18 protein-coding genes are annotated in these 16,471 nt (G+C 69.3%); 6 read left to right on the top strand and 12 right to left on the bottom strand.

Going from position 1 to position 16,471, the window contains the following annotated elements; genetic code table 11:
• Positions 1-8 precede the first annotated feature (8 nt).
• From QFZ27_RS05070 to glpD, 5 genes are read right to left on the bottom strand one after another with little or no spacing between them, the layout of a single operon-like run.
• Positions 9-812 (bottom strand): carbohydrate ABC transporter permease, encoded by an 804-nt coding sequence (locus tag QFZ27_RS05070; RefSeq protein WP_429225003.1) that lies wholly within the window; start codon positions 810-812, stop codon positions 9-11.
• Positions 809-1,681, bottom strand: a complete 873-nt coding sequence (locus QFZ27_RS05065; RefSeq protein WP_429225002.1) for a carbohydrate ABC transporter permease — start codon at positions 1,679-1,681, stop codon at positions 809-811. Before QFZ27_RS05065 ends, QFZ27_RS05070 begins: the two co-directional genes overlap by 4 nt.
• 2 nt (positions 1,682-1,683) lie before the next feature.
• The gene (locus QFZ27_RS05060) at positions 1,684-2,757 is read right to left on the bottom strand and encodes an ABC transporter ATP-binding protein (RefSeq protein WP_429225001.1); all 1,074 of its coding nucleotides are present in this window, start codon (positions 2,755-2,757) and stop codon (positions 1,684-1,686) included.
• 4 nt (positions 2,758-2,761) lie between these two features.
• The gene (locus QFZ27_RS05055; protein WP_429225000.1) at positions 2,762-3,844 is read right to left on the bottom strand and encodes an ABC transporter ATP-binding protein; all 1,083 of its coding nucleotides are present in this window, start codon (positions 3,842-3,844) and stop codon (positions 2,762-2,764) included.
• Positions 3,841-5,355 (bottom strand): glycerol-3-phosphate dehydrogenase, encoded by a 1,515-nt coding sequence (gene glpD, locus QFZ27_RS05050; RefSeq protein ID WP_429224999.1) that lies wholly within the window; start codon positions 5,353-5,355, stop codon positions 3,841-3,843. Before glpD ends, QFZ27_RS05055 begins: the two co-directional genes overlap by 4 nt.
• A gap of 307 nt (positions 5,356-5,662) precedes the next feature.
• Between glpD and QFZ27_RS05045 the strand changes: the two genes are divergently transcribed.
• Genes QFZ27_RS05045 through QFZ27_RS05030 form a run of 4 tightly spaced genes read left to right on the top strand, consistent with a single transcriptional unit; the run spans position 5,663 to position 9,453 of the window.
• Positions 5,663-6,667 (top strand): sulfate ABC transporter substrate-binding protein, encoded by a 1,005-nt coding sequence (locus QFZ27_RS05045; RefSeq protein ID WP_429224998.1) that lies wholly within the window; start codon positions 5,663-5,665, stop codon positions 6,665-6,667.
• A gap of 34 nt (positions 6,668-6,701) precedes the next feature.
• Positions 6,702-7,505: a sulfate ABC transporter permease subunit CysT gene (cysT, locus tag QFZ27_RS05040; RefSeq protein ID WP_429224997.1), complete on the top strand. Its 804-nt coding sequence runs from the start codon at positions 6,702-6,704 to the stop codon at positions 7,503-7,505.
• Positions 7,493-8,383: a sulfate ABC transporter permease subunit CysW gene (gene cysW / locus QFZ27_RS05035; protein WP_429224996.1), complete on the top strand. Its 891-nt coding sequence runs from the start codon at positions 7,493-7,495 to the stop codon at positions 8,381-8,383. Before cysT ends, cysW begins: the two co-directional genes overlap by 13 nt.
• Complete coding sequence (locus tag QFZ27_RS05030; protein WP_429224995.1) at positions 8,383-9,453, top strand: sulfate/molybdate ABC transporter ATP-binding protein; 1,071 nt, start codon at positions 8,383-8,385, stop codon at positions 9,451-9,453. Before cysW ends, QFZ27_RS05030 begins: the two co-directional genes overlap by 1 nt.
• A 4-nt stretch (positions 9,454-9,457) precedes the next feature.
• Here QFZ27_RS05030 and QFZ27_RS05025 read toward each other — a convergent pair whose 3' ends face one another.
• Positions 9,458-10,882: an MFS transporter gene (locus tag QFZ27_RS05025; protein WP_429224994.1), complete on the bottom strand. Its 1,425-nt coding sequence runs from the start codon at positions 10,880-10,882 to the stop codon at positions 9,458-9,460.
• A 222-nt stretch (positions 10,883-11,104) separates the two neighbouring features.
• Here QFZ27_RS05025 and QFZ27_RS05020 point away from each other — a divergent pair, with 222 nt between their 5' ends.
• Both QFZ27_RS05020 and QFZ27_RS05015 read left to right on the top strand, forming a co-directional pair.
• Positions 11,105-11,257 (top strand): hypothetical protein, encoded by a 153-nt coding sequence (locus QFZ27_RS05020; RefSeq protein ID WP_429224993.1) that lies wholly within the window; start codon positions 11,105-11,107, stop codon positions 11,255-11,257.
• Complete coding sequence (locus QFZ27_RS05015) at positions 11,191-11,526, top strand: ester cyclase (RefSeq protein WP_429224992.1); 336 nt, start codon at positions 11,191-11,193, stop codon at positions 11,524-11,526. The genes QFZ27_RS05020 and QFZ27_RS05015 overlap by 67 nt, the downstream gene beginning before the upstream one ends.
• A gap of 152 nt (positions 11,527-11,678) precedes the next feature.
• Here the strand turns inward: QFZ27_RS05015 and QFZ27_RS05010 are convergent, their stop codons facing one another.
• The 6 genes from QFZ27_RS05010 to QFZ27_RS04985 all read right to left on the bottom strand — a co-directional run bounded on the left by QFZ27_RS05010 (position 11,679) and on the right by QFZ27_RS04985 (position 16,456).
• Positions 11,679-12,653 carry an MBL fold metallo-hydrolase gene (locus QFZ27_RS05010; RefSeq protein WP_429224991.1) on the bottom strand — a complete coding sequence of 325 codons (975 nt, stop codon included), beginning with the start codon at positions 12,651-12,653 and terminating at the stop codon, positions 11,679-11,681.
• Positions 12,654-12,743: 90 nt separating this feature from the next.
• Positions 12,744-13,055, bottom strand: coding sequence for a hypothetical protein (locus QFZ27_RS05005; RefSeq protein ID WP_429224990.1), 312 nt, complete (start codon positions 13,053-13,055; stop codon positions 12,744-12,746).
• An 87-nt stretch (positions 13,056-13,142) separates the two neighbouring features.
• A complete protein-coding gene (gene lepA / locus QFZ27_RS05000; protein ID WP_429224989.1) occupies positions 13,143-14,951 on the bottom strand; it encodes a translation elongation factor 4 in 1,809 nt (602 codons plus the stop codon).
• A gap of 106 nt (positions 14,952-15,057) precedes the next feature.
• Complete coding sequence (locus tag QFZ27_RS04995; protein ID WP_429224988.1) at positions 15,058-15,675, bottom strand: F0F1 ATP synthase subunit B family protein; 618 nt, start codon at positions 15,673-15,675, stop codon at positions 15,058-15,060.
• A complete protein-coding gene (locus tag QFZ27_RS04990) occupies positions 15,672-16,163 on the bottom strand; it encodes a F0F1 ATP synthase subunit B family protein (RefSeq protein WP_429224987.1) in 492 nt (163 codons plus the stop codon). Before QFZ27_RS04990 ends, QFZ27_RS04995 begins: the two co-directional genes overlap by 4 nt.
• A gap of 68 nt (positions 16,164-16,231) precedes the next feature.
• The gene (locus QFZ27_RS04985; RefSeq protein WP_138885868.1) at positions 16,232-16,456 is read right to left on the bottom strand and encodes a F0F1 ATP synthase subunit C; all 225 of its coding nucleotides are present in this window, start codon (positions 16,454-16,456) and stop codon (positions 16,232-16,234) included.
• Positions 16,457-16,471 lie beyond the last annotated feature (15 nt).

Raw genomic sequence — 16,471 nt, 5'->3', positions numbered from 1 at the left:
CGGCCTCCTCACACCCGGCCCAGGGCGAAGCCCTTGGCGATGTAGTTGCGGACGAACCAGATCACGATCGCGCCGGGCACGATGGTCAGCACGCCGGCGGCGGCCAGCAGCGACCAGTCCATGCCGGATGCGCTGACCGTGCGGGTCATGGTGGCGGCGATCGGCTTGGCGTTGACCGAGGTCAGGGTCCGCGCCAGCAGCAGCTCGACCCAGGAGAACATGAAGCAGAAGAAGGCGGTGACGCCGATGCCGCCGCGGATCAGCGGCATGAAGATGGTCAGGAAGAAGCGCGGGAAGGAGTAGCCGTCGATATAGGCGGTCTCGTCGATCTCCTTCGGCACGCCGGACATGAAGCCTTCCAGGATCCACACCGCCAGCGGCACGTTGAACAGGCAGTGCGCCAGGGCGACGGCGTAGGTCGTGTCGGTCAGGCCGATCGCGGAATAGAGCTGGAAGAAGGGCAGCAGGAACACCGCCGGCGGCGACATCCGGTTCGACAGCAGCCAGAAGAACATGTGGGTGTCGCCGAGGAAGCGGTACCGGCTGAAGGCATAGGCAGCCGGCAGCGCCACCAGCACCGAGAGCACCATGTTCATCAGCACGTAGCTGATCGAGTTGAGGTAACCCCAGTACCAGGACGGATCGGTCAGGATCCTGGCATAGTTGGCGACGGTCACCTTGTGCGGGAACAGGGTGAAGCCGGACAAGATCTCCTGGTTCTCCTTCAGCGACATGCTGACCAGCCAGTAGATCGGCAGCAGCAGGAACAGCATGTACAGGATCAGGATGACGGCGCGGGTGCGCGGGCTCATGACGCGTCGCCTTTCCCGAGATTGGTGATGACCGTGTAGAACAGCCAGGAGAACAAGAGGATGATCAGGAAGTAGATGATCGAGAACGCCGCCGCCGGGCCGAGGTCGAACTGGCCGACCGCCATCTTGGTCAGCTCCTGGCTCAGGAAGGTGGTGGCGTTGCCGGGCCCGCCGCCGGTCAGGACGAAGGGCTCGGTGTAGATCATGAAGCTGTCCATGAAGCGCAGCAGCACCGCGATCAGCAGAACGCCCATCATTTTCGGCAGCTGGATGTAGCGGAACACCGCCCAGCGCGAGGCACCGTCGATCCGCGCCGCCTGGTAGAAGGCGTCCGGGATCGAGCGCAGGCCGGCATAGCCGAGCAGGGCGACCAGCGAGGTCCAGTGCCAGATGTCCATCACCAGCACCGTGATCCAGGCGTCGAACGGGTCGCCGGTGTAGTTGTAGTCGAGGCCGAGGCGGTTGATCAGCACGCCGGCCAGGCCGATGTCGGGCCGGGCGAAGATCTGCCAGATGGTGCCGACCACGTTCCAGGGAATCAGCAGCGGCAGCGCCAGCACGACCAGGGTGACCGAGACGGTCCAGCCGCGCGCCGGCATGCACAGCGCCACCAGCACGCCGAGCGGGATCTCGATCAGCAGCACGCAGAAGCTGAAGATCAGCTGCCGGCCCAGCGCCGCCTGCAGCCGGTCGTCCTGCAGCACCTGCTCGAACCACTCGGTGCCGACGAAGACGCCCTGGCCGGGGCCGAAGATGTCCTGCACCGAATAGTTCACGACCGTCATCAGCGGGATGATGGCGCTGAACGCGACCAGCAGCACGACCGGGACGACCAGGAACCAGGCGGCGTTGTTCGGGGTCTTGTCCATGATCAGCCCACCAGCCTGCCGTCGGCATAGAGAAGGGTGCGCTCCGGCGGGAAGCGCAGATACGCGGCGTCGGCCGGGACACCGCGGCCTTCGCCCACCTTGGCCTTCACCGAGGCAGTGCCGAGCCGGAGCGTGACGATCAGATGGGTGCCGAGGTCCTCGACCGCGGTCACCGTAGCCGGGATGCCGCTGTCGGCGATCTCCAGGAACTCCGGCCGGATGCCGAGCTCGAGCTTGCCGGTGGCCTGTTCGATCCCGGCGAGCGCCGAATTCGACAGCGGGATGCGGGCACCGTCGACCACCGCCGCGCCCTGATCGACGGTGCAGGGCAGCAGGTTGATGCCGGGGCTGCCGATGAAGTAGCCGACGAAGGTGTGGGCCGGCCGCTCGAACAGCGCCTGCGGGGTGCCCAGCTGCACCACCTGGCCGTCATACATCACGATCACCTCGTCGGCGAAGGTCAGCGCCTCGAGCTGGTCGTGGGTGACGTAGATCAGGCTGGTCCGCACCTGCTCGTGCACCTCCTTCAGCTTGCGCCGGAGCTGCCATTTCAGATGCGGGTCGATGACGGTCAGCGGCTCGTCGAACAGGATGGCGGCGACGTCCTTGCGCACCAGGCCGCGGCCGAGCGAGATCTTCTGCTTCTCGTCGGCGTCCAGGCCGCGGGCGCGGCGCTTCAGCACCGGCGTCAGCTCCAGCATCTCGGCGACCTCGGCGACGCGGGCGTCGATCTCCGGCTTCGGCAGCTTGCGGTTGCGCAGCGGGAAGGCCAGGTTCTCGGCCACCGTCATGGTGTCGTAGACCACCGGGAACTGGAACACCTGGGCGATGTTGCGCTGCTCCGGCGACGCCTTGGTGACGTCGCGGCCGTCGAACAGGATCTGGCCCTGGCTCGGCGTCACCAGGCCGGAGATGATGTTCAGCAGGGTGGTCTTGCCGCAGCCGGACGGGCCGAGCAGGGCATAGGCGCGGCCGCTCTGCCAGACCATGTCCATCGGCCGCAGCGCATAATCCGCCGGATCCGTCGGGTTCGGCTTGTAGCTGTGCGCCAGGGCCTTGAGGTCGATGCGGGCCATGCTGTCACCTGATCCGGGCAGGGGCGGCGGCGAGCCGCCCGGCCGGGTCGAAGACGTAGATCCGGGCGGGATCGATCGCGACCGTCAGCGGCTCGCCCAGCGGGTGCTTGTGCACCCCGGTCTGCTGCGCCACCCAGGGCCGGTCGCCAAAATGGAAATGGACATAGGTCTCGGAGCCGCTGATCTCGGCCAGCTCGACCCGGGTGGTCACCGAAGCCTCGCCCGGGCCGCCGGCGCCGAGGCGGAGATGGCCCGGCCGCACGCCGACGGTGCAGGGCCCTGCCGCCAGCCCGGCCAGGTGCCCGGCCAGCGGCACGGCGACGCCGTCGGCCAGGCGCAGGGCGCCATCCGCGACCTCGGCCGGGCCGATGTTCATCGGCGGGTCGCTGAACACCTCGGCCACCCTGGTCGAGGCCGGGTGCTGGAACACCTCGACCGTCGGCCCGATCTGCAGCAGCCGGCCCTCGTCCAGCACCGCGGTGCGGCCGCCCAGGATCAGCGCCTCGGCCGGCTCGGTGGTGGCGTAGACCACGATCGCCTTGCCGCGGCGGAAGATCTCCGACAGTTCGGCCCGCAGCTCCTCGCGCAGCTTGTAGTCGAGATTGACCAGCGGCTCGTCCAGCAGCAGCAGGCCGGCGTCCTTGACCAGGGCACGGGCGATTGCGGTGCGCTGCTGCTGGCCGCCCGACAGCTCGCCCGGCAGGCGGGTCAGGAACCGGTCGATCCGCAGCATCGCCGCGGTCTCGCGCACCCGGCGGTCGATCTCGGCCCGGCCGAGACCCTTGAGGCGCAGCGGCGAGGCGATGTTGTCGTAGACCGTCTTCGACGGGTAGTTGATGAACTGCTGGTAGACCATGGCGACGTCGCGGTTCCGCACCGAGGTGCCGGTGACGTCGCGGCCGTCGACCAGGACGCGGCCGCGGCCCGGCCGCTCCAGCCCCGCCATCAGCCGCATCAGCGTGGTCTTGCCGGCCTGGGTGCGGCCCAGCAGCACGGTCAGCGTGCCGGGCTCCAGTGCCAGGTCGAGCGGATGGATATGGGTCTCCGCCCCGACCTCCCGGGTCACGCTTTCGAGAACGAGCGTCACGACGCGGCCCTTTCCTCGGTACGGGAGTTGCGCGCCCTGAGCCAGTCGTCGATCAAGCCATGCGCTTCGGCCGGTATGTGCAGCCCCAGCTTGGACCGGCGCCACAGCACGTCGGCGGCGGTGCGCGCCCATTCCTGGTCGACCAGATAATCCAACTCGGCCTCGGTCAGCCCGGCGCCGAAGTCGCGGCCGAGATCTTCCAGGCTCTCGGCCGATCCCAGCAGCCGGTCGACCCTGGTGCCGTAAGCGCGGGCCAGGCGGCGGGCCAGCGGCTCCGGCAGCCAGGGCCGGGCGGCGCGCAGCTTGGCCAGGAAGCCCTCGAAATCGGCATCCGCGATGTCGCCGCCGGGCAGCGGCGCCGCCGCGGTCCAGGACGCCCCCTTGATGCCCAGCACCGGCGCCAGCTTCTCCAGCGCGTGCTCGGACAGGCGGCGGAAGGTGGTGATCTTGCCGCCGAACACCGACAGGGCCGGCGCCTGGCCCTCCGGCGCGTCCAGCTCCAGCACATAGTCGCGCGTCGCCTCGGAGGCGCTGGAGGAACCGTCGTCATAGAGCGGCCGCACGCCGGCATAGCTCCAGACCACGTCGTCCGGCGTCGGGCCGGCGGTGAAGCAGCGGCCGACCGCCTCGCACAGATAGGCCGTCTCCTCCGGCGTGATGCCGACGCCGGCCGGGTCGCCCTGGTAGTCGAGGTCGGTGGTGCCGATCAGCGAGAACTTCCCTTCATAAGGGATGACGAAGACGATGCGCCGGTCGGCATTCTGCAGGATGAAGGCCTCGGGCCCGTCATACAGCCGCGGCACCACGATGTGGCTGCCCTTGACCAGCCGCACGCTGGACGCGCCGGGCAGGCCGACCGTGTCGTTCAGCACATGCTTGACCCAGGGGCCGCCGGCATTGACCAGGCCGCGGGCCGCGACCTGCCGCTCGCCGCCCTCGGCGCTGCGCAGCGTCGCGGTCCAGCGGCCGTCCTCGCGCTTCGCCGCGACGCATTCGGTGCGGGTCAGGATCTCGGCGCCGCGCTCCTTCGCGTCCAGCGCCGCCAGCGTCACCATGCGGGCGTCGTCGACCCAGCAGTCGGAATATTCGAAACCGCGCGTCAGATGCGGCCGCAGCACCCGGCCGATGGCGCCGCCGCGCAGCTTCAGGCCGTGGCTGGCCGGCAGCTTCTTGCGGCCGCCGAGATGATCGTACAGGAACAGCCCGAGCCGGACCATCCAGGCCGGCCGCATCGACCGGTCATGCGGCAGCACGAATCGCAGCGGCCAGATGATGTGCGGCGCCGCCCGCAGCAGCACCTCGCGTTCCATCAGCGCCTCGCGGACCAGGCGGAACTCGTAATATTCGAGATAGCGCAGCCCGCCATGGATCAGCTTGGTCGAGGCCGAGGAGGTGGCCCCGGCCAGGTCGGCCTTCTCGCACAGCAGGACGGACAGGCCGCGCCCGGCCGCATCGCGGGCGATGCCCACGCCGTTGACGCCGCCGCCGATGACCAGGAGGTCGTACAGCACCTCAGCCACATTTCCTGCCTTTGTTTGCAGCTGCGCCGCTTCTGATATTCGCAAACGAAAATCTGCATCGGCGATCGTTGCGATGCAATCGGAATTCGTGGCGGATGCGCAGGAATTTATCGCACGTCGCGTTCGCATGTGCGAAAGCGAAGGCAAACACCTGTTCGATTGTCTATTTTGCATGTGTGAAATAAGAGGCAGATCGATGGAATTTTATGTGAAATAGAGATTGCGTTCGTCGCGGTTCCCCGCCTTACTGTCCCCGACGCCGCCACACACCAACCAACCGAACATCGGAGGTCGAGTCATGCGGTTCATGACCACTCGGCTGCTGGCCGCGGCGGCCATCGCGCTGGCTGCGGCCACGGCGCATGCGGCCGACATCAAGCTGCTCAACGTCTCCTACGACCCGACGCGCGAGCTGTACAAGCAGGTCAACGCCGCCTTTGCCGAGCAGTGGAAGGCGAAGTCCGGCGACACTCTCACCATCGAGGCCTCGCATAGCGGCTCCGGCGCCCAGGCGCGCTCGGTGATCGACGGGCTGCAGGCCGACGTCGTCACCCTGGCGCTGGCCTACGACGTCGACGCGATCGCCAACAAGGGGCTGATCGACAAAGCCTGGCAGACGCGGCTGCCGGACAACAGCGCGCCCTACACCTCGACCATCGTGTTCCTGGTGCGCAAGGGCAACCCGCTGGGGATCAAGGACTGGCCCGACCTGGCCAAGGAAGGCGTCCAGGTGATCACCCCGAACCCGAAGACGTCGGGCGGGGCGCGCTGGAACTACCTCGCCGCCTGGGGCTACGCCCTGAAGCAGCCCGGCGGCACCGACCAGACGGCCCAGGACTTCGTGCGGAAGATCTTCGCCAATGTCCCGGTGCTGGACACCGGCGCCCGTGGCTCGACCACCACCTTCGTCCAGCGCGGCATCGGCGACGTGCTGATCGCCTGGGAGAACGAGGCCTTCCTGGCGGTGAAGGAGCTGGGGCCGGACGAGTTCGACATCGTCGTGCCGTCGGTCTCGATCCTGGCCGAGCCCACGGTCGCGGTGGTCGACAAGGTGGTCGACGCCCGTGGCACCCGCGCCGTGGCCCAGGCCTATCTCGAATTCCTGTACTCGCCCGAAGGGCAGGAGCTGGCGGCCAAGAATTTCTACCGGCCGCGGTCGCCTGACGTGGCGGCGAAGTACAAGGACAGCTTCCCGGCCATCAACCTGTTCACCATCGATGATCTCTTCGGTGGCTGGCAGAAGGCCCAACAGGCACACTTCTCGGATGGCGGCACCTTCGATCAGATCTACCGAAAGGGCTAGGGACACCCCTCTACCGGCAGCGCGCCATGTCGGCGTGCTGCCGGGATTCGGGCTGACCCTGGGCTTCTCCCTCGCCTATCTCGCGCTCCTGGTTCTGCTGCCGCTGGCGGCGCTGGTCATCCGGCCCTGGGAGCTCGGGGTCGAGGGCGTCTGGCGGGTGGTGACCTCGGAACGCACCCTGGCGGCGCTCAAGGTCAGCTTCGGCCTGGCGCTGGCGGCGGCGGCGGTGAATGTCGTGTTCGGCACCCTGGTCGCCTGGGTGGTGACGCGCTACCGCTTCTGGGGCCGGCCCTTGATGAACGCGCTGATCGACCTGCCCTTCGCCCTGCCGACGGCGGTGGCGGGCATCGCGCTCGCCGCGCTGTACTCGCCCAAGGGCTGGCTCGGCGGACCCTTGATGCAGGTCGGCATAAAGGCCGCCTTCGGCCCGCCCGGGATCTTCATCGCGCTCGTGTTCATCGGCCTGCCCTTCGTGGTGCGGACGGTGGAGCCGGTGCTGGAGGACCTCGACCGCGAGATCGAGGAGGCGGCCGCCACCCTCGGCGCCCGGCGCTGGCAGGTGGTGTGGCGGGTGGTGCTGCCGCTGCTGTCGCCGGCGATCCTGACCGGCTTCATCCTGGCCTTCGCCCGCGCGGTCGGCGAATACGGCTCGGTCATCTTCATCGCCGGCAACATCCCCGGCGTGTCGGAGATCGCGCCGCTGCTGATCGTGATCCGGCTGGAGGAGTACGACTATGCCGGCGCCGCCACGATCGGCGCGGTGATGCTGGCCGCTTCCTTCGTCATCATCCTGGTCGTCAACCTGCTGCAGCGCTGGAGCCGCAAATGGGCGGACTGACCCGCACGCTGGCGGCCGCGCGCACCCGGCTGAAGCCCGCCGAGAGGCCTTGGGAGGAGCCGTTCGGCATCCGCCTGGTCCTGATCGCCATCGCCGTGATCTTCCTCGGCGTGTTCCTGGTGCTGCCCCTGGCCGTGGTGCTGACCGAGGCGATGCGCAAGGGCATCGACGCCTATCTCGAGGGCATCGGCAGCGACGATTCGCTGGCGGCGATCCGACTGACCCTGACCGTCGCCGCCATCGCCGTGCCGCTGAACACCGTGTTCGGCCTGGCCACCGCCTGGGCGATCGCCAAGTTCGAGTTCCCGGGCAAGAGCCTGCTGACCACCTTCGTCGACCTGCCCTTCTCGGTCTCGCCGGTGATCTCCGGCCTGATCTACGTGCTGCTGTTCGGGGCGAATGGCTGGTTCGGGCCGTTCCTGGAGGCGCACGGCATCCGGGTGATCTTCACCGTCACCGGCCTGGTCATCGCCACCATCTTCGTCACCCTGCCCTTCGTGGCGCGCGAGCTGATCCCGCTGATGCAGGAGCAGGGCACCGACGAGGAGGAGGCGGCCGTGCTGCTGGGCGCCAGCGGCTGGCAGACCTTCTTCCGGGTCACCCTGCCCAACGTCAAATGGGCGCTGCTGTATGGCGTGCTGCTGTGCAACGCCCGGGCGATGGGCGAGTTCGGCGCCGTCTCGGTCGTCTCCGGCCATATCCGCGGCCAGACCAACACCATGCCGCTGCAGGTCGAGATCCTCTACAACGAGTATAATTTCGTCGGCGCCTTCGCCGTCGCCTCGCTGCTCGCCGGCCTCGCTTTGGTGACGCTGGTGCTGAAGACCCTGCTCGAATGGCGGTTCCGGTCGGACCGCTTCGACTCCGCGGAGAGCTGATGCCGATCGCCATCCAAGGCCTGACCAAGCGCTTCGGCCCGGTCTATGCGCTCAACGGCATCGAGCTGGAGGTGCCGGACCGCGCCTTCGTCGCCCTGCTCGGCCCGTCCGGCTCGGGCAAGACCACGCTGCTGCGCATCGTGGCCGGGCTGGAGCGCGCCGATGCCGGGCAGATCCTGGTCGACGGCGCCGACATCGCCGCGGTCAAGCCGCGCCAGCGCCGCATCGGCTTCGTATTCCAGCACTATGCCCTGTTCCGGCACATGACCGTGTTCGGCAACATCGCCTTCGGCCTGCAGGTGCGGCCCGGCGCCACCCGCCCGCCGAAGGCCGAGATCGCGCGAAGGGTCGAGGAGCTGCTGGAGCTGGTGCAGCTGCCCGGCCTCGGGCGGCGCTATCCGCGCCAGCTGTCGGGCGGGCAGCGCCAGCGAGTCGCCCTGGCCCGGGCGCTGGCGATCGAGCCCAAGCTGCTGCTGCTGGACGAGCCGTTCGGCGCGCTCGACGCCAAGGTGCGAAAGGAGCTGCGGGTGTGGCTGCGCGAGCTGCACGACCGCACCGGCCTGACCAGCCTGTTCGTCACCCATGACCAGGAGGAGGCGCTGGAGCTGGCCGACCAGGTGGTGGTGCTGCGCGACGGGCGGATCGAGCAGCAGGGAAATCCGGCCGCGCTGGTCGACGCCCCGGCCACCGCCTTCGTCTCCAGCTTCCTCGGCGACGTCAACCGGTTGCCCTGCACGGTGGTGGAGCCGAATGTGGTCGAGGTCACGGGCCTGCGCCTGCCGGGCGATACGCGGGGCCTCGCGATCGGCAGCCGAGCGATCGCCGACATCCGGCCGCGCGCCATCCGGCTGCTGCCGGGCGGCACGACGGGAGACGGGCTGGTGCCCGGCACCGCCCGGCGGGTGCTGCACAGCGCCACCACGGTGACGGTGGAGGCGGAGACGCCGCTGTCCCCGAACCCGATCCGGATCGAGGCCGACCGCTACAGTCCGGACCTGCCGGCGCTGTCGATCGGCGATTCGGTGACGCTGCGCCTGCCGCCGCCCTTCGTCTTCGCGGCGGAGCAGTAGGGCCTCAGTCGAAATCCACGGAGTCGACCCGCTGCGGCCGGCGGCTGGGATCGTCATGCATCAGGCGCAGGAAGCTGGCGATGCTGGCCAGGCCGGCGAAGCCGGCGCCGATCGCGAGGCCCAGCACGGGCCCGCCCGCGCCGGCCAGGCTGAAGCACAGCGCCACCAGCGCGGCGCCGACGGTCTGGCCCAGCAGGCGGGCCTGGGCGACGATGCCGCTGGCACCGCCAGCGCGGTGCGGCGGGGCCGAGGCCAGCAGCGCCTTCTGGTTCGGCGCCTGGAAGAAGCCGAAGCCCCAGCCGCACAGCGCCATGCGCCAGCAGATGTCCGGCACGCTCGGGTCCGGCGGCAGCAGGGCCAGCAGCGCCATGCCGGCGCACAGGATGGCCAGGCCGATGCCGCCCAGGCTGCCGGCGGAGTAGCGGTCCGACAGCCGGCCGGCGATCGGCGCCATCACCGCCACCACCAGCGGCCAGGGCGTCATCAGCAGGCCGGTCTCGACCTCGCTGCGGCCGAGCACGGTCTGGAAGTAGAAGGGCAGGGCGACGAAGGCCAGGCCCTGGGTGGCGAAGGAGCAGGCGGCGGTCAGCGCCGACAGGGCGAAGATCGGCCGCCGGAACAGGTCGAGCGGCAGCATCGGCGCCGGATGCCTGGCCTGGCGGCACAGCAGCAGCCAGCCGAAGGCCAGGGCGGCGGCGAGCTCCAGCCCGACCTCCAGCACCGAGGCCTGATGCGCGGCCTCGCCGATGGCGATGATCAGCAGGCCGAAGGCGCCGGCGTTCAGCAGCGCGCTGACCGCGTCGAAGCGATGGCCCGAGCGTGCGGTGTGCGGCAGGGACGGCACCGCAACCACCAGGGCGATCAGGCCGAGCGGCAGGTTGATCGCGAACAGCCATTGCCAGGAGGCGACGGCCAGGATGCCGGCCGCGACCGTCGGGCCGAGGGCGGAGAAGATGGCGACGATCAAGGTGTTGAAGCCGATGCCGCGGCCCAGCAGCCGGGTCGGGTAGATGAAGCGGATCAGCGCCGCGTTCACGCTCATGATGCCGCTGGCGCCGAAGCCCTGCAGCACCCGCGCCGCCGTCAGGCTGGGCAGCGACCAGGCCATGGCGCAAACCACCGAGGCGACGGTGAACAGCACCAGTCCGCCGATATAGATGGTGCGGTAGCCGATGATCTCGCCCAGCGCCGCCAGCGGCAGCAGCGAGATCACCAGCGCCAGCTGGTAGGCGTTGACCACCCAGACCGAGGCCGCCGGGCTGGCCTGCAGGTCGGCGGCGATGGTCGGCAGCGCGGTGTTGGCGATGGCGATGTCCAGCACCGACACGGCGATGGCGATCGACATGGTCAGCATCGCGCCATAGCGGCGCGGCACCGGCAGCCCGTCCGGATGCACCACCGGCGCCGCGCGCGCGGGCTTCGTCGTCATCATATCCATGTCGGCACCTTTCCGGATCGGCTCCCTCCGGCGGGCGCATCATCGCGGCCAAGGGCGGCGGCGACCAATGCCGTGACGGCGTATCAGCCGGGACGGAGCAATCGGCCGCAGCCATGACCTCGGCGGGCTGCCCGGCCGGGCCCTGCCGGAACCGCCGGGCCGGCCAGGCCCCGCCGGCGCTACACTGGCGGCGGGATGGATTCCGGGGAGGCCATGATGCATCCGAACGAGATGCTGGTCCGCCGCTGGTTTCAGGAGGTCTGGAACGAGCGGCGGCTGGAGGTGGCGGACGAGATCCTGTGCGAAGGCTGCGCCGCGACCGACCTGCACAGCGGCACCGGCCGGTCGCGGGCGGAGATGAAGTAGCTCGTCGCCAAGCTGCAGCATGCGATCCCGGCATCGCCTTCATGGTCGAGGAGGTGCTGGCCGCCGACGACCGGGTGGCGCTGCGCTGGCGGACGCGGGGCTCCGCGGCCGGCCCGGCCGGACCGCTGCCGGTCGAAATCGGCGGCCTGTCGATCGCCCATATCGAGGACGGCCAGGCGACGCGGATCTGGGATGCCTGGGACAAGCTCGGCCTGCTGCAGCAGCTGGGCCACGTCCCGCGCGAGCTGGATCCGGCGGCAATGCGCTAATGCCAGCGGGCCGAAGTATGACCCGTCATGGCGAGCCCCGAAGGGCATGGCCATCCAGCGGAACCGGCGCCTGGATGGCCACGTCGCTTCGCTCCTCGCCATGACGAGGAAGGGGCGGAAGAGTCGATCTCAAAGGCCGCCGGTATAATCCCTCAGGACTGCCAGAAAGCGGGCACGAACTCATAGCCTTCGCCGGCCCGGCCGACATGGCCGATGCCGGGGAAGGCCAGATGGGCGCCGGCGATCAGCACCCGGTCGGCCGCGACCTGGTCCAGCACCCGCTTGCGGCTGGCGATCGCGACCTGCTGGTCGACGTCGAAATTGATCGCCCAGTCCGGCTTGGCGAATTGCAGCGAGGCGGCGTGCACGATGTCGCCCCAGATCAGCAGCCGGTCGCTGCCGGACGTCACCTCGACCATGCTGTGGCCCGGGGTGTGGCCCGGCGCGGCCAGGACGCGGATGCCGGGCACGATCTCGGCCTCCTTGCCGAAACGGGTCAGGCGGTCCGGCCCGGCATAAGGCTTCACCGCCGCCCGGGCCATGTGGAAGAAGGGCTGCACCCCGGCCGGCGCCTGGGACAGGATACCGTCATCGGTCCAGAAGCCGTATTCCGCCTCCGCCACCGCCAGCTGGGCCTTGCCGAAGACGGCGGCTCCGGCGGGGTCGACCAGGCCGTTGGCGTGGTCCGGATGCATATGGGTCAGCACCACCAGGTCGACATCGGCGGGATCGATTCCGGCGGCCTTGAGATTGGCGCCGACCTTGCCCAGCGACGGCCCCATCGCCGTGGCAGTGCCGGTGTCGATCAGCACCAGCCGGTCGCCGGTGTTGACCAGATAGGCGTTGACCGCGGTCGGGATGGCCGCGGGCGCTTGGAAGGCGCGCTGCAGCAGCGCCTCGGCCCCGGTGCGGTCGGCGGCGGGGAACTGGTCGAGCGCGAGGTTCATCATCCCGTCATTGATGCTGGTCACCTCGAAGGTGCCGACCTTGAAACGGTACAGGCCGGCGACCGGTCCGGCGGGCGGAACGGCCCGGGCCAGAGCGGGACGCGGCAGGGCACTGAGCAGCGGCACCACGGCCGGGGCGGCGAGGGCCGAGGCCAGGAAACGGCGGCGGTCGAGCGGCATGGCAGGTCTCCGGGTGAGTCGGGTTGGACCGGACCCGGAGAGGCTAACCGAAACGCAGCACGAACGCAGCGGAAACGAATTGGCGACGAATCAGGGGAGCTTGCCGGTCGGCGGATGCACGGTGCGGAAGGCGGCGACCAGGCCGGCGGCCTCGGTCCGTCTCGCCGGGCTGATCCGCGGCTTGCCGGCGGCGATGTCGCCCTTGAGGGCGGCCAGCAGCGCGTCGATCTCGCCGAGCAGCTCCTCGCGCTTCATCCCGGCCCGTTCATGTTCGAGGCTGCGGTCGTCGGAGACGGTCTGGAACAGGGAGCCGAGCCAGTCCACCAGCGCGTCGGCGCGGCTGAACAGCTTCTGCTGCCCGTCCTCCTCATAGACGATCACCGGCTCGATCTCGGTCGCCATGGCGGGCCCCTCCCGGAGTTGCGGTGCGCATCGCGAGGGATGCCTGAATGCAACAGCGGGGCGGCAGAACGGTTCCGTGTCCGGCCCTTACTGGTCGCCCATCTTCAGGGCGGCGATGAAGGCGCTCTGCGGGATTTCGACCTCGCCGAACTGGCGCATCCGCTTCTTGCCTTCCTTCTGCTTGTCCAGCAGCTTGCGCTTGCGGCTGATGTCGCCGCCATAGCATTTGGCCAGCACGTCCTTGCGCAGCGCCGCCAGCGATTCGCGGGCGATCACCTTGCCGCCGATCGCCGCCTGGATGGCGATCTTGAACAGCTGCTTCGGGATCAGGTCCTTCAGCCGCTCGCACAAATGGCGGCCGCGGCGGTCGGCCTGGCTGCGGTGCACGATCATCGCCAGGGCGTCGACCGGCTCCTGGTTGACCAGGATCGACAGCTTCACCAGGTCGCCCTCGCGATAGCTGTCGATCTGGTAGTCGAAGCTGGCATAGCCGCGGCTGATCGACTTCAGCCGGTCGTAGAAGTCGAACACCACCTCGTTCAGCGGCAGGCGATAGACCAGCATGGCCCGGCCGCCGACATAGGTCAGCTCGACCTGCTCGCCGCGCCGCTCGGTGCACAGCTGCAGGATGCCGCCGAGATACTCGTCCGGCAGCATGATCGTGGCCTTGATCCAGGGCTCGTCGATTCGGTCGATCTTCATCACGTCCGGCATGTCGGACGGGTTGTGCAGGTCCATGACCGACCCGTCGGTCATGAGCAGCTTGTAGACCACCGACGGCGCCGTGGTGATCAGGTCGAGGTCGAATTCGCGCTCCAGCCGCTCCTGGATGATCTCCAGGTGCAGCAGGCCCAGAAAGCCGCAGCGGAAGCCGAAGCCCAGCGCCGCCGAGGTCTCGGCCTCGAAATGGAAGCTGGCGTCGTTCAGGGCCAGCTTGCCCAAGGAATCGCGCAGCCGCTCGAAGTCGTTGGCGTCGGTCGGGAACAGGCCGCACCAGACCACCGGGACCGAGGGCTTGAAGCCCGGCAGCGGCTTCGCGGCCGGGCGGCGGTCCTCTGTGATGGTGTCGCCGACCTTGGTCTCGGCGATCTCCTTGATGCCGGCGGTGATGAAGCCGACCTCGCCGGGGCCGAGCTCGCGCACCTGCACCGCCTTGGGCGTGAAATAGCCGACGCGGTCCAACTCGCGCGCCGCACCGGTCGCCATGAAGCGCACCTTCTGGCCGACCTTCAGCGTGCCCTCGACCACCCGCACCAGGATGACGACGCCGAGATAGGGGTCGTACCAGCTGTCGATCAGCAGCGCCTTCAGCGGCGCCTCGGGGTCGGCCTGCTTCGGCGCCGGCAGGCGGTGGACGATCGCCTCCAGCACGTCGTCGATGCCGATGCCGGTCTTGGCCGAGATCAGCACGGCGTCCGACGCGTCGATGCCGATCACGTCCTCGATCTGCTGACGGATGCGCTCCGGCTCCGCCGCCGGCAGGTCGATCTTGTTGAGGACCGGGACGACCTCGTGATTGGCGTCGATCGCCTGGTAGACATTGGCCAGGGTCTGCGCCTCGACACCCTGCGAGGCGTCGACGATCAGCAGCGAGCCCTCGCAGGCGGCGAGCGACCGGCTGACCTCATAGGCGAAGTCGACATGGCCGGGCGTGTCCATCAGGTTCAGCTGATAGGCCTCGCCGTTCTTGGCGGTGTAGCCCAGGCGCACGGTCTGCGCCTTGATGGTGATGCCGCGCTCGCGCTCGATATCCATCGAATCCAGCAGCTGCGCCTTCATCTCGCGCAGCTCGATGCCGCCGCAGCGCTCGATCAGCCGATCCGCCAGGGTCGATTTGCCATGGTCGATATGGGCGATGATCGAGAAGTTGCGGATATGGTCCTGGGGAGAGCTCATCGGGTGCGCCTGGAGACGTGATCGGCCCGGACCATAAGGGCACCGGGCCCAAAGCGAAAGGGCCCGGTCGAAACCGGGCCCGTCCGTGTCGGTGATACAATAGGGATCAGTGCAGCTTGCCGCCGAGATCCGCGATCGCCGCGTCGAGCAGCGCCGAGCCCTTGGCCGGGTCGGCGGCGATCTGCCGGCCGACCAACTCGCGGGCCGCCGAGACGGCGACATTGACGGCAGTCGACCGCACCTCGGCCAGCGCCTGGGCCTCGGCCTGGGCGATGCGCTCGAGCGCCATGGCCTCGCGCCGCTTCATCGCCTCCTCGATGTCCACCGCCGCCTTCTCGCGATGGCGCTGGGCATCGTGCTTGGCGCGCTCGATGATCGCCGCGGCCTCGGCCACGGCCTCACGCTCGCGCGCCTGGGCCTGGGCGAGATGGCCTTCGGCTTCGCTGCGCAGCCGCTCCGCCTCGGCCAGATCCTCGCGGATCCGGTCGGTGCGTTTGTCCAGCACGCCGAGGATGGCGCCGCGGGCCTTGACCGCCAGCAGCACCAGAAGGATGAGCAGCGCCGCAGCCAGCACCAGCTCGACCGAGCCGTGGGTGTCAGCCTCGGCATGCTCGATATGCTCGAGGTTGGCCTCGGTGTGCGCCGCGTCGGCCTGGACCGTGTCCTGGGCGGCGTGGGCGGTGCCGATGAAGAGCTGGTTCGCGATGGTGTCGAGAACGCTCATCGGGCCCCTCCCAGCGCACCGTCGACCGCGGCGGTCACCGCGGCCTGGTCCGGTGCCGTGCCGGTCAGCTTGGCGGCCAGCACGCCGGCCACCTCGGCAGCGATGTCGCGGGCGTCGGCCTTGAGGTCGGCGCGGATCTTGCCGATCCGGGCCTCGGCCTCGGCGGTCCGCGCCGCGAGCTCGGCGGCGAAGGCGGCCTGGCGGCGCGCCGTCAGCTCCGCGATCTGCTGATTCGCGGCCGCGACGGCAGCCTGGGCCTCGCCGCGGGCCTTGGCCAGCGCGGCCTCATAGGTCTTGGCCACCGCCTCGGTCTCGCCGCGCGCAGCCTCGGCCCGCTCCAGATCGCCGGCGATCTTCGCGGCGCGCTGGTCGATGGTCTCCGCCAGCCGCGGCAGCAGCCGCCGTGACAAGAGCCAGTACAGAGCGATGAAGACGATCGCGAGCCAGAACAGCTGCGACGCAAACCACTCGGGATTGAACTGTGGCATCCGACTCCCCCCTGCCGGGCCAGGCCGCTAGGGCTGCGGCCGGCCCATGACGTTAGGCAGCGAGATCGTCAGGCGAACAGCGCGATCAGCGCGACGATCAGCGCGAACAGCGCGATGGCTTCCGTCACGGCGAAGCCGATCCAGATGCTGGCGCCGATCTCTTCCTTGGCCGCCGGGTTGCGGGCGAGCGCGCCGATGTAGCTGGCCCACACGTTGCCCACGCCGATGCCGGCGCCGATCATGCCGATCGCAGCGAGGCCCGCGCCGATGAACTTTGCAGCTTCGACTTCCATTTTCTCTTCCTTCGT

Source organism: Inquilinus ginsengisoli, from assembly GCF_050434925.1.
Classification (GTDB): Bacteria; Pseudomonadota; Alphaproteobacteria; order DSM-16000; family Inquilinaceae; genus Inquilinus; species Inquilinus ginsengisoli_B.
This window is presented reverse-complemented; position numbering and strand designations above follow the sequence as displayed.